General features: G+C 42.0%; 12 protein-coding genes. 9 read left to right on the top strand and 3 right to left on the bottom strand.

Annotation, left to right across the window (positions count from 1 at the left end):
* Positions 1 to 466: 466 nt before the first annotated feature.
* From HWQ42_RS02695 to HWQ42_RS02660, 8 genes are all read left to right on the top strand, one after another.
* Positions 467 to 874 (top strand): hypothetical protein, encoded by a 408-nt coding sequence (locus tag HWQ42_RS02695; protein ID WP_292809063.1) that lies wholly within the window; start codon positions 467 to 469, stop codon positions 872 to 874.
* Positions 875 to 1452: 578 nt separating this feature from the next.
* On the top strand, positions 1453 to 1989 hold the full coding sequence (locus tag HWQ42_RS02690; protein WP_292809061.1) for a GAF domain-containing protein: 537 nt from the start codon (positions 1453 to 1455) through the stop codon (positions 1987 to 1989).
* Positions 1990 to 2116: 127 nt separating this feature from the next.
* Complete coding sequence (locus tag HWQ42_RS02685; RefSeq protein WP_292809059.1) at positions 2117 to 2506, top strand: VOC family protein; 390 nt, start codon at positions 2117 to 2119, stop codon at positions 2504 to 2506.
* A gap of 124 nt (positions 2507 to 2630) precedes the next feature.
* Complete coding sequence (locus HWQ42_RS02680; protein ID WP_292809057.1) at positions 2631 to 2918, top strand: hypothetical protein; 288 nt, start codon at positions 2631 to 2633, stop codon at positions 2916 to 2918.
* Positions 2918 to 3319 (top strand): VapC toxin family PIN domain ribonuclease, encoded by a 402-nt coding sequence (locus HWQ42_RS02675; protein ID WP_292809056.1) that lies wholly within the window; start codon positions 2918 to 2920, stop codon positions 3317 to 3319. The genes HWQ42_RS02680 and HWQ42_RS02675 overlap by 1 nt, the downstream gene beginning before the upstream one ends.
* Positions 3320 to 3333: 14 nt before the next feature.
* Positions 3334 to 4542, top strand: a complete 1209-nt coding sequence (locus HWQ42_RS02670; RefSeq protein ID WP_292809065.1) for a class I SAM-dependent methyltransferase — start codon at positions 3334 to 3336, stop codon at positions 4540 to 4542.
* A 412-nt stretch (positions 4543 to 4954) separates the two neighbouring features.
* Positions 4955 to 5821: an NAD(P)-dependent oxidoreductase gene (locus HWQ42_RS02665; protein ID WP_292809054.1), complete on the top strand. Its 867-nt coding sequence runs from the start codon at positions 4955 to 4957 to the stop codon at positions 5819 to 5821.
* A gap of 419 nt (positions 5822 to 6240) precedes the next feature.
* The gene (locus tag HWQ42_RS02660; RefSeq protein ID WP_292809052.1) at positions 6241 to 7752 is read left to right on the top strand and encodes a hypothetical protein; all 1512 of its coding nucleotides are present in this window, start codon (positions 6241 to 6243) and stop codon (positions 7750 to 7752) included.
* Positions 7753 to 8298: 546 nt separating this feature from the next.
* Here the strand turns inward: HWQ42_RS02660 and HWQ42_RS02655 are convergent.
* Both HWQ42_RS02655 and hslO read right to left on the bottom strand, forming a co-directional pair.
* Positions 8299 to 10374, bottom strand: a complete 2076-nt coding sequence (locus tag HWQ42_RS02655) for a chromosome segregation ATPase (protein WP_292809050.1) — start codon at positions 10372 to 10374, stop codon at positions 8299 to 8301.
* Positions 10375 to 10534: 160 nt separating this feature from the next.
* Positions 10535 to 11434: an Hsp33 family molecular chaperone HslO gene (gene hslO / locus HWQ42_RS02650; protein WP_094350038.1), complete on the bottom strand. Its 900-nt coding sequence runs from the start codon at positions 11432 to 11434 to the stop codon at positions 10535 to 10537.
* A 221-nt stretch (positions 11435 to 11655) separates the two neighbouring features.
* Between hslO and HWQ42_RS02645 the strand changes: the two genes are divergently transcribed.
* Complete coding sequence (locus tag HWQ42_RS02645; RefSeq protein WP_194045651.1) at positions 11656 to 12042, top strand: hypothetical protein; 387 nt, start codon at positions 11656 to 11658, stop codon at positions 12040 to 12042.
* A 306-nt stretch (positions 12043 to 12348) separates the two neighbouring features.
* On the opposite strand, the gene HWQ42_RS02640 is transcribed toward HWQ42_RS02645, so the two are convergent.
* Positions 12349 to 12774 carry a universal stress protein gene (locus HWQ42_RS02640; protein WP_194045649.1) on the bottom strand — a complete coding sequence of 142 codons (426 nt, stop codon included), beginning with the start codon at positions 12772 to 12774 and terminating at the stop codon, positions 12349 to 12351.
* Between the last annotated feature and the right edge of the window lie 322 nt (positions 12775 to 13096).

Genomic DNA, 13096 nt, shown 5'->3' with positions numbered 1-13096 from the left:
ATTTTGCTTGCGGAAAACACCAAAATGAGAAAGCAAACTGGGGTTTGAATAAGTAAAAGCTCATTTTGCTTGCGGAAAACACTGAAATGAGAAAGCAAACTGGGGTTTGAATAAGTAAAAGCTTATTTTTAGAAAGCATTTCAGTGTTTTGAGAAAGTAAACAGACCTTTTTATAAAGCAATTAGGCATTTTGATAAAGTAATCCGCAAATATACTTGACAATAAAAAATCACGGACAAACAAATAAAGCCGACGTTTAGAGAAATTGATAATTTTTACGTATAACTTCTCAGCCTAATTAAATGTAAAGGATTTATAAAGTATAAAAAGCATGGTAAAAATTTAACTCCTATAAACAGGATTTCTTGAAGTCCGCCAGCGCGGACTTAATTTTTGGAGCCACAGATTTATTTTCTGAGTGGCAAATTTACCATGCTTGGTTTTTATTTCCCAAGCATGGTAAATTATGTCACTCAATTTTCAAATAACACACGATTTACTATATAACTTTCAATTTAGTGATTTATTTATAGAAGAATTAGGTTGGTCTAAACCCTCAAGACAAAAACCTGAAACCTTAAAGATTGATAACCAGACGTATCAGTATCAGAAAATTGCTGAACTCTCAGGTGTTGCAATCTTTGAAGTCACCGCAGCAGATGGAAACATCCCAGAAGCTAAAGTGAGAGTTGCTATTCATCAAGAAGTTACTAAACTTATAAATGAAAATCTCCTAATTTTTATTACTGAAGAAGAATTTAGCTACATCCTCACTACCTTTCCGATTGTGAATGCAACTGTTAAAGAAGCAGCATTGTCAGCTTACCGTAAGTTTGTGCCAATGTTTGGAAACTCAGAATTAGTCTCTCGTTAGTCTCTCGTTCTCATGCAGAGTATGGAAACAAAGAATACTATCAGTATGACTAAGAGGTTGTTTGAAAAGTAATTTGCTGTATCTTTGCACTTATTGATTCCCTTAACCCCTTTATGGTGTACACACAAATCGAATTACCCCCCTCAATCCCCCCTTGCAAAGGGGGGAAATCTAGTTCCCTCCCCTTTACAAGGGGAGGGTTAGGGTGGGGTAAAACGTTTTGCTACCATGAAAAGGATTTTTCAAACATCCTCTAATATCTGTAACGAGGAATACAAACTAAATTGTTACATTAAAGTTTGAAGTATATTTATTGCCTCAAGCTAGGGAAAGACAAAACATATTATTTGTAAATCTCCAAAATTCTTAATACTAAATTTATAATTTTGAATTATTTTTGGTAAGAATTAAAAATTGTAGTTTCTTAATAATTTATTTTAAATTTCCTAAAAAGGTTGACTCCGATTATGTTTCGTTAAAATTGAATTGCTGCTATAAATACATTTTTGTATTTAAATAAGGTCTAATAAATTACCATATAAATCCGGCAGCATTTACCTAGTCGTAATTTTAAAACCGTGCAAATTCATCCTCACTCGGAATTTAACCATAGCCGCGATCGCCGCGAGCAGGGTTTGCAAAAATTGCTTGATCGCCTTGTCAGGTCAATAGAGCAAAATGAGTTAGTCCGGCAAACAACAAATCAACTCAGAGAATCGCTTCAGGTTGATCGGGTGGTGTTGTATTATTTTTACAGTCAGTGGGAAGGACAAGTGACTTTTGAATCTTTGAGTTCTAAAGAATTTTCAATACTTGGTTCCACTGGCCCAGATGATTGTTTTAACAACGAGTATGCTGGTTTATACTTAGCAGGACGGGTAAAGGCGATCGCTGATATTGAATTAGAACCAATCCAGCCTTGTCACCGAGATTTTCTCCGCAATTTGCAAGTTCGCGCTAACTTGGTTGTACCAATTGTCATCCCTAGAGGATTATGGGGATTGCTAGTAGCACATTACTGTCAAGGGCCTCATGATTGGTCGCCATCAGATATAGAAATGATGCAAACAGGGGCGCAAACTTTAGCAACAGATCGTAATATTTTGGAGAGCTAAAATAATTCGTCATTTGTCATTCGTCATTCGTAGTTAAAAGGGCGGTTAGAAACCGCGTCTACACAAGGCTTTACCCACCTCCGTGGGTTTCAAACCCTCAATTTTTTCTAGATAAGGAGAAAGAATTATGAAATTTGGTTACACGGTCATCTGGGTAGACGATGTAGTTAAAACGGTTGAGTTTTACGAAAAAGCTTTTGGTCTGGTTCGTCGCACTCTCCAGGATAAAGGACAATCTATCTGGGCGGAAATCGAAACTGGCAGCACTACATTAGCTTTCTCTTCAAGTAGCGAAGCACAGAAATTATTTCCTGGTGGCTTTCATGCCAACGATTCCACACAACCACCGACATTAATTCAGATATCATTTATTACCCCCGATGTTGGCAGCGCTTACATGAGAGCGATCGGTGCTGGTGCTAAAACACTAGATGCCCCTAAATCTCAACCTGGGGGACAAATGATTGCTCGTGTTCGCGATCCCAATGGTGTGCTGGTGTCGTTGGTGAGTGGCTAGCACTGCTTCTGTGCGAGACGCTACGCTTAATTTGTAATTACCATTGCGTAAGGGTTTTAGTAATTCGGGCTTCAAACAAGCAAAGCTATAATTACCATAGCCTCTAGCCATGTTCCATACTTCTATGACTCACCTTCTGACACTGGAACTGAACGATCAGATTTTCGCCGCGATTCAGCGACAGGCTGAGGCAATTGGCGTTCCTCCTGAACGGCTAGCTGCAACGTTGCTAGAGCAACAGTTTGGCCAAGTTTTTAAATTGTTGCTGTCTGAAGCAGAAAAGGAGACAGCACGAGCCAGATTTGAACGCCATTTTGGGGCACTTAATCTCGAACACACCACTGATCTGAACAATGAAAGCATTGATGCAGATTTGGTGAGAGAGTATGCCAGTAACCACGAGGAGGGTTAATGCTCCTCGATACCTCTGGATTGCTTTGTTTGCACTATCAGACTGAGCCTTTGCATACTGAAGCTAGTGCTGCCTATAAAAGAGCAACAATCCGATTAACTCACAGCTATATTATTGCTGAGTACGTCGCGTTAGGTACTGCAAGGCGTTTTCCGCGTTCATCCGTCCTTGCTTTTGTGGTTGACTTGCTGGATAACCCAGACATAGAAACGGTTTGGGTAGATGAGTCATTGCACAGGACAGCAGTCGATCTTTTAATGGGGCGCGAGGATAAAACTTACTCTCTGTGTGATGCGTTGAGTTTTGTACTAATGCCGCGGGATTACAGAGGCATTGTCTACCGATCGGCATTTCGAGCAAGAAGGGTTTATCCGCTTACTGCGACCAGCAGGCTAACATGACAATGAAAGATTTTATGGATTCCAATGCTTTGCTGTGTGCAGCGATCGCAAATTACATTACCACCAGTCCTCAACAACGAATTACTTTTGCCCAATTCATGGATTTGGCACTATACCACCCTGAATACGGCTACTATTCCAGCGATGCCCTCAAAATTGGCTTTAAAGGTGGTGATTTTTTCACCTCTCCTAACCTCTGTGCTGACTTTGGTGAGTTACTAGCAGAACAATTTTTGCAAATGTGGGAGATTTTAGGAAAACCTGTACCCTTTTCTCTGGTAGAAATGGGAGCAGGTCAAGGATTGCTAGCTTTGCATATCCTTAAATATCATCAACAGCACTACCCAGATTTTTTGACAGCGCTAGAGTACATCATTGTTGAAAAGTCCCCAACTTTAAGACAAGAACAGCAGCAACGCTTAGAAGATTTCCCTGTGCGTTGGTGTAATTTAGAGGAGATACCACCAAATGCGATCGCAGGCTGCTTTTTCTCTAACGAGTTAGTAGATGCCTTCCCCGTACATCAATTCATCCTAGAAACGGGAGAACTCCGAGAAATTTATGTAACCACAGATAAGAATGAGAAAGAAACCAATGCCCCATGCCCCATGCCCCATGCCCCATGCCCATCATTTATAGAAGTCACAGGAGAACCTTCAACGCCCCAACTGGCTGAATATTTAGACTTAGTGGAAATGAACTTTACCCAAAGTGCATATCCAGATGGCTACCGTAGTGAAATTAATTTAGCTGCTCTAGACTGGTTGAGTATAGTAGCAGACCGCTTGCAGCGCGGCTATGTGTTAACAATTGATTATGGCTACCCCGCCAGCCGTTACTATAATCCCAGGCGATCGCAGGGAACACTACAGTGTTATTATCATCATCGTTACCATGACAACCCTTATATTAATATTGGGCGACAAGATATCACTGCCCATGTTGACTTTACAGCTTTGGAACGCTGGGGCGAACGGTGCAATTTAAAGAATATTGGTTTTATCCAGCAGGGATTATTTTTGATGGCGTTGGGGTTAGGCGATCGGATTGCAGCCCTTTCCGAGCAAAAGCAACCTCTCTCACAGTTACTACAGCATCGGGATGCACTACACCAACTTATAGATCCCACAGGACTCGGCGGCTTTGGAGTCTTAATTCAGAGCAAAGGTCTGGACAATACAGAAATTTCTCAACCATTAAAAGGATTGATTCTGCCAGAGTAAGCGTAAAGAAAGAAAAGTTAAAACTCTATTTAAGAATGCAGTATCAGCCTTATTTAGACTAGCATAACAGTGATTACTGTAAATTTAAACACACTACCAAAGTAATAATTATGTCCACTCACGACCTGTTAATGCTAGTAACACTACTTACCCCTGGTATTTTACTTTCAGTGATAATTATGTTGACTTTTGCTGCCGGTGGTTGATTGCCAGAGTTAGGGAGTAAGAAAACTGGGATTTGGGATTGTATCTTAAATTTCAAATAACTACTTCCCCACTAAATTTAAATCAAACAATGCGATGTTCATAATGGGCTATGAAGCTCAATGACTTGCTCTAAGCGTTGGCGCAGCCTCTCTAAGAGTTGCTATGCGATCGCTATCGGTGACGCTGTATTAAAGGAACGTAAAAAATGAAGGTGGCATTTCTGGGAACTGGACTGATGGGACTACCAATGGCTCAAAGGTTATTAGCCGCAGATATACAGCTAGTTGCCTACAATCGTACCCCAGAAAAATTAGCACCACTACAAGCAGCTGGGGCTGAAATTGCTACACATCCCCGCCACGCCATTCGTGCTGCTGAGTGCGTAATTCTCATGTTGACTAATGCCCCAGCTATTTATAATGTGTTGCTTTCAGATACTGCTTGGCAAACTCTGGAAGGGCGCACAATCATTCAAATGGGAACAATTACGCCCACAGAAAGCCAGGAAATTAGAGATGCAGTTATTGGGGGTGGTGGTGAGTATTTAGAAGCCCCCGTATTAGGGAGTATCCCAGAAGCAAAAGCTGGTAAGTTGAGTGTTATGGTAGGGGCCGAGCCAGAACAATATCAACGGCACTTAAAGTTACTCCAAAATTTTGGCACAGAACCTTTACTTATCGGGCCAGTGGGATCTGCGGCGGCGCTTAAATTGGCACTAAATCAACTAATAGCTTCTCTAACAACTAGCTTTGCTCTGAGTCTAGCTTTTGTCCAGCGTCAAGGTGTCGATGTGGATGTGTTTATGCAAATCTTGCGCGACAGTGCCCTCTACGCACCTACCTTTGACAAAAAGCTACAACGGATGTTAGATGGCAATTATGCCGATCCGAATTTCCCCACAAAACACTTGCTCAAAGATACGGAATTATTTATCTCAGAAGCGAAATCTCGAAGTTTGGATCTCAGCAGTATTAAAGGTGTGCGGCAAATCTTGCAAACAGCCGTGAAAATGTCATTTGCCGATGATGATTACTCATCACTATTTTCTGTAATTAAAGAATGGGGAGAGTGATGGAGGAATAAAGAGTTTAAGCTCATCTCACATCTGAAGGTAGTGGGGAGTTAGGCGCTAAGGGCAGGTTTCCTCTCCTATCTAGAAGCAAGCTACACCCAGCGTCTTCCTTGGAAAGAAGGAACTGTTGTTAGTTTCGCCGACTTATCCGCGTAGTATCTCTAACAGCAGTTTCTTCTCACGTCAAATGGCGTTTGACGAGCAAAGCCCAACATGACCAAGGTATATGTTGGGCTTTGCTAATATTCAAGACAGTAAGCGCAATTTTTCTTAACCTAAGCCTATTGACTTATACGCTTCTCGAAAAAGATAAATTAAAACTTTTTAAAATTAAAATATAGTCAAATTCCGAATATACTTTGAAAATCAGGACTTTTACCTTAGTCTTTACACTTAAAAAGTAATAAAGAAGGTATTAAATGAGGCTTTTTACAATTGGTGACAGTGTTTCTCAAGGCTTTATGTCTTTGGCAGCAGCCCGGACAGACCTTTGTTTTTCAACTTTGATTGCTAGGTCAATGGGGCAAGCAGTTGGTACTCAATATCTCTATCCTGAATGGTTAATGGGCGGACTACCAGCCAATATTGAGAAGATTCTCCGGCGTTTGGAGAAAAAATATGGCTCAGATATCAACGCCCTAGATTGGCTGACCATATTGCCAACTTTTGAAGCTGTACTTGATGAAACTGAAGATTTCTTTGAACGGGGAGCCGGTAGTGCTGAACACCCTTATCCAGGAGGAATTGAATTCTTCCACAATGTAGCAATTCAGGGCTTTGATATTGCTGATTCTTGGATGATAACACCCAATATTTGCAAGTATCAAATTAAACTTAGTAACGACAAAGGAGATGGCAAGCCTGGGTTTTTGGCTCTGCCCAATGCTGCCTTCTATCGAACTGCACTTAAAGTTCTCAACCCGTCTTTAAATCCTCTTTTTAACGACTATAGCCAACTTGATTGGTTGAATCATCATGCAACCGCTTCAGGGGGAGTTGAGAATTTAATTCTCTGGTTAGGAGCAAACAATGCCCTTGGAACTGTGATCAGTTTACAAATTAATCAAACTCCCAATGACCCAAATCAGACTCTTAATAACCCAGGTCAAAATCCCCAATCATTTCGTGAGGTAAGAGAAAAATGGAACCTGTGGCATCCCAATGATTTCGAGGCTGAATATCGAGAATTGCTCAATCGGGTTGATGCAATCATGCAAAATAACACCAACCCTAATTGGAATGTCTTCATTGGCACAGTACCGCTTGTAACTATTGCGCCATTAGCAAAAGGCGTAGGTTCAATTACTGAAATTGATGTGCCAGGAGAGGATAAACCTTCTGCTTACTACAAATACTACACTTATTTCCCCTTTGAAGAGGATACGGTTAGAGAAACCGGAACCTTATACTTAACGCTACAAGATGCCCTCTACATTGATGACTGTATTCGCACATACAATAAAGTAATCAAAGAACTGGTCAAGAGTAAGAACAGTCAGTATCCGCAACCGCGTTATCATATTGTCGATCTTGCCAATGCTTTACAACAAATTGCCTTCAAGCGTAATGCTGGACAAGTGCAGTATGAATTCCCAGAAGAATTCAAGTTTGTCTATCCCCAGGTCAATACAAAATACTACCATGCAGACACAACTGGACGACTACGACAAGGTGGACTATTTAGTTTAGATGGGATTCATCCATCTGCAATTGGTCAAGGGTTGATTGCTTATGAATTCCTCAAAAAGATGAAAGATGTTGGAGTTGTTAATAACACCCAACTAGATTGGAAGTCGATCTTTTCCAGCGATCAACTTTATTCCCAACCTATTACTTTGATGCATGAGTTTTACGATAATAAAGAATTTGCTGAAACCATCATCAAGTTATTTGGCAGCAATCCACTTGCCAGAAACCCAGTTAAGAATTGAAGACTTAATCCTAGATTGTCTCTGGTTATAGCTTCGTCCTTATTTGAGTAAGAAAATTTAAAGTCTTAACTCGACTTTATCCATTTTTTTGGCAACGCGATACTCCTGCGGAGTCGTTGCACGAACGCTTAAGCTGAAACCTTTGTAGGGCAGTAGTTTTACTTTTTTAACTTCATCTATAATCTGTGACGTGGAAAAAGTATTTGCCAAAAAGCTAGGGTTTTCGCCGGATAAAGAAAGCGAGTTCTTAATTTTGGATAAAGTCGAGCTTAAAGGATGTTTGAAAAGTATTTTTGTAACATCTAAGCCTCGAAAACCTAACTTTTCCTCACCTCCATTCCCTACAAGAGAATTGAGTTTTAAACCCTCTTGACCTTTCGGCGAGAGGCTGGCAAAGAGATTTTAAGATATATACTTTACAACTTTTCAAACAACCTCTTGCTGAGGATAAAGATTAGTAATACTGCTCACTATCGGCGATCTTGAGATGCTCAGTGAGTAGCCACACTGTGGTCTATTGACTTGAAAATTGCTCTAATAAGACGATCACTGACCATTAATGGTAGTTGAGCGGGGAAATGGTAGAGATTCAGGCACAGACGAAGGTTGAGGTTCAGGTTGAGGATTGAGAAAATCTTGCCAAGCCTTAATTTGCTCTTGCGCTGCACTGTAAGCAGCACTACCGCGTGGAACCGATTTGGCAATGTCAATGCCTCTAGCAATATCAGACTGACCTTGAGTGCGTGCTATTTCTAACAATTGCTGACTCCATTGGTCAATAGCCTGATTTGCATCCATACGTAAGATGCTATTGTTTGAAACTCGATCCGCCAGTCGTATTGCCTCAACTAAGGCTTCTGGAGTGCCAGCAGCCCCGACTTCCTGGGCTTTTTTCCAATTTTCTCTAGTGCGGATTTGCCCTTCCCAGTCATTGATCGCAGCTTGTGCTTCTTGTGAAAGCGCCCTTCCCGATGAGGCAATTTGTTGAGCTGTGCTAATGGCGGCGGTGAGATTTCCACTCTGGGCCAGTTCTTGTGCTTGATCTAAGTAAGGTTGGTCTTGAATTCGCTCAATCTTTCCTACCCAAGTACGAATTTTTTTCCGTGCTTCTGGATACAATGCACGACCTCTACGAATTTCGCTGGCCTGGGCGATCGCAGCTTGCAAGGAGTTAATATCCTCGAATATTGCTATCTGTTCGGCGCGGTCTAAGTAAGGTTGGTCTTCAATTGTCTCCACTTGGGCATTCCAGCGACCGATCTCTTGCCTAGCTTCTGTGCCTCTAGGATTGCTAGCAGGAATCAGCTGTACTTGGGCGATCGCTGCTGTTAAATTAGGGACTGTTCCCTGGCTAGCCAATATTCTTGCTTTTTCGAGATGGGCAACATCTTCAATTTCCAACTGCCAACGAGCAATTAGTTGCTGTGCTTCGTTATACACTGGTCTGGAAGGATCGATTTGTTGTGCTTGAGCGATCGCTGCCTCTAAACCAGAAACATTACCGATCCAAGCACTCCTTTTGGCGTCAGCTATGGCAATAAAGTCATCAGTTTGGCCTTGTAATTTGGTACTTTCCGGTATTTGCCTAGCAATATTCAGCGCTTCATCCGCATCCTGCTTATCTAGTTTCGCCTGTGCCAATTCCAGCATTTTGCGTCCAAATGCCGGGATCGCTTCCTGAGCTTTTTGGTAAAGGTAACTTTCCTGACCAATGGACTCGGCTAACTTGATCGCTTCTAATAAATTATCGACTACTTTGCTGTTTGCTAAACTTTCGGCTTTTCCTAACTTATCGCCATCTTCTCGTGCTGTGGCAATGAGACGATTCAATTGGTCGTATTTAGTACCCGCCCAATATTGATTGTCTACGCGCAGCATTTTAGCGGATAACATGAACGCCGATTGCCAGCGCCGTTCTTTTACTTCAGCGATCGCACCATTGTATGTGGCTTCAGCTTTCGACCAAATCGACTGCCATTTGCCAATTTGCTCATCTACTAATTTATAAGCTGTTACATCTTCGGGTATTTTCTGAGCAGTAGCGATCGCTTCCTCTAAATTTCCGGTTTGGAAACTTTGATCGGCTAGCTTCAAAATATCCCGCGACCATTCTTCGATGAAACGATCGATTTCTCCATGCAACGGGTGATTTTGTGGTAGTTGCTTCACCAGAGCGATCGCTTGCAATAGGTCGTTCACTGTTTGCTTAGAAGCCGCTAACTGAGCGCAATGTAGCCGCACAGAAGCACTAGCTAGCGGCCAGAAAATCGATGGGCAATTAGGAGCAGTTGGCAACTTTAGCAGCATTGCCATTGCCAAGAATCCTACACTGCCGGGAATCAACATTAGTAGTACTAGCCAGAATGTCCAGCTTTTCATCCAGCGTGGCCATTTCCCAGAAGTACTACTGAGTTGGGCAGTTTCTTGTGAATGACTATTTATAGATGATCCTTTCGTATGGTTTTTTTTTCGTCGCTTCACTGACTTGGAGTTAGAACCAGTAGCTGGGACATCAAATGGCTGAGTTTCACCGAATTGTTCTGTTCGGGATAATCTTTTGTTTTGATCTGGCTCTCTTCCACTGGCTGAAGACCAACTGTCTGGAATATCCCGCTCTGTCATCTCTCACACCAAAATAATTGAATAGCGCTCTGTTTTAGGTTGATAATTCCATTGTTGACATAGTAACTTTCTCATCATTAAAAAGCTACTTTTTTGATTATCTCTCTCCCCAGAGTACCATTATCAATCTCAAAAATCAGTGCTATTTTATACTGTATCCTCAAACAGCAGATTCGGCTTGCAAATCGGAAATTAGTTGAGCTAACTGATCGCTACTTGCCTGGTAGACGTTGCCGCAAAAGTCGCAAGTTGCTTCAGCACCATCATCTTTAAGAATCATATCTTGCAGTTCAGCTTCTCCCAAAATCTTCAGTGCCCCCAAAACGCGATCAAAAGAGCAACCACAGTGGAAGCGCAACATTTGGCGTTCGGAAAAGATTTCCAACCCCATATCTCCCAATAAGTCACCAAAGATTTCAGGTAAGGTCTTCCCAGCTTGTAATAACGGCGTAAATCCTGCTAGACCAGCAACCCGTGATTCCAACGTTTCTACTAGGGCTTCGTCTCTGGCAGCTTTGGGCAATATTTGTATCAGTAATCCACCCGCAGCAGTTACTCCGGTTGCTCCCACGAACACACCTAAAACTAAAGCCGAAGGTGTTTGTTCGGAATTCACGAGATAATGAGCGACATCATCACCAATTTCGCCAGAAACTAGTTCTACCGTACTAGAGTAAGGATAACCATAACCGATATCCCGCACAACGTAGAGGTAGCCGCCACCCACAGCACCACCAACATCTAATTTACCTTTGGCGTTGGGAGGCAATTCTACAGATGGATTCCCGACATATCCGCGTACCGTACCATCTAAGCCTGCATCTACTAATATGCCACCCAAAGGCCCATCGCCCTTAACGCGGACATTCACCCTCGATCCAGTTCGCTTCATACTAGAAGCCATTAACAAACCCGCCGTCATAGTCCGACCCAGTGCTGCCGTTGCCACATAAGAAAGCTTGTGACGTTGCCGTGCTTCTTCTGTTAAACGTGTGGCGATCGCACCTACGGCACGAATTCCACCTTCGGCTGCTGTTGCACGAATTAACTGATCCGCCATGAATAACCTTACATTTCTTAACAAGTTCACTTTTTCTATTCTAAGTTCTCTGCTGCGAGAAAAGTCACGTAGTGGGGTGTTACGCAAATAAATGGTTGTCCTTGGTCATTGGTCATTGGTCATTAGTTATTTGCAAAGGACAAAGGACTAATGACTAATGACAAAAACTATTTGCAATATTAGAAATAGCGATGTCTTAATCTTTAGGTAATCCGAGAAAAATGCTGGGTAATTTTCAACAAAGCCAACTGCGGATCGAAATCGAAGCATCAACAGATGCAATTCGTGATAGTCTGCTGCATCCCGTGCAACTAAAAAAATGGCTTTTAGGGCAACGTTTTGCGCCAGGAATGCCAGAAGAACTGCTTCCCGGATTCCAGTTTACAACCTGGACTGGGCCAGTCGCGATTCATCATCAAGTAAAAGTTGTCAAATCCAACTGCCTCCGCTTAGTACTCAGCGGAGGCATTGACGGGTTCCACGAATGGTACTGGGGAGAAGGTTGGGTACAGTCCCGCTTGGAAGGAATTTCAATTTTGCCCTTGAATTTGGGTCAAACACTCAGCTTGTTGAGCTTGCGTCAGTTTTTAGCAACTCAAGAACGTTGAATCGACTGAACGTAGAAACGGGATTCTCCTTGTCTCTATGGCTATCCCTTTCAAGGTGACTCGAAAAATCTCTTTTTCTCTCTGCGCCACGGACACTTTGCTCAAGTAGGGAAACCCACTCACGCAAGTGTCCTCCTCTGTGCGTCTGCGGTTTAAAAGTAATTTATCTAACCACTCCAGACGCAGAAAACACAGAATTCTATGGGTTAAAATTCTTAAACCCTAATGCACAATGTTGACCACTTTCTAGACTTATGGGAATTTAGTCTTGGGCTGGTTATAGCCATTGGTTCCCCTTGCAAATCTTTACCTTGGTTTTACGACCAACACTGAACAATTAGCCTCTTCTACAACTTGACTGCTAACAGAACCCTGAACAATTCGTTTCATCCCCATCAACCCCCGACTGCCAATTATAATCAAGTCAGTTTTATAAATATTGGCAAGACGAATAATCTCTTCAGCGGGATCGCCAGTTACTAACTCTAACTCACTTCTAACTGATAACTTTTCCTGATATAATTGCAGTTGCTTTTCAATATGAAAATAAGAAAACGTTGGGGACTCTGGCTGAGGGCGATCAGCAGGTAGTTCCATTTCTGACTCTGGTGTGAGAAACACATGACAGAGAATAACCTTGGCGTCTTTTGAAAACACCAAATTATCTAAAGCTTGAATTACTCGTTCTGAAATATCCGAACCGTCCAGAGCTACCAAAACACTATTTAGCACTGCTCTCGTCTCCTAAAGAGTAGACCCCTTACATACATAAGTATCTAGCAAAATTAGTCGTCAGTGACACGAAACTAATTTTTTATCTGACAACTTAGTTTATAGATTTAAAGCTACGCTATAGGTCAGTGAGCTTTACAACACTTTAATAAGAACGGGTTATAGCAACTTTTCTGGAGAAGCTTTTCATGAGTTTATGGGAGAGGCTTTTCCTCTCCTATAAACTACTGTCTATTGGCAATGCCCGACTTGTGGACGCTTAAAGCGTGACTCAAGCCAGTCCCGATGAAACGAGTTTCACAGCCACGCATGAAAATTTTCT

The sequence above is a fragment of the Nostoc sp. JL23 genome, assembly GCF_017115065.1.
Lineage (GTDB): Bacteria > Cyanobacteriota > Cyanobacteriia > Cyanobacteriales > Nostocaceae > Nostoc > Nostoc punctiforme_A.
This window is presented reverse-complemented; position numbering and strand designations above follow the sequence as displayed.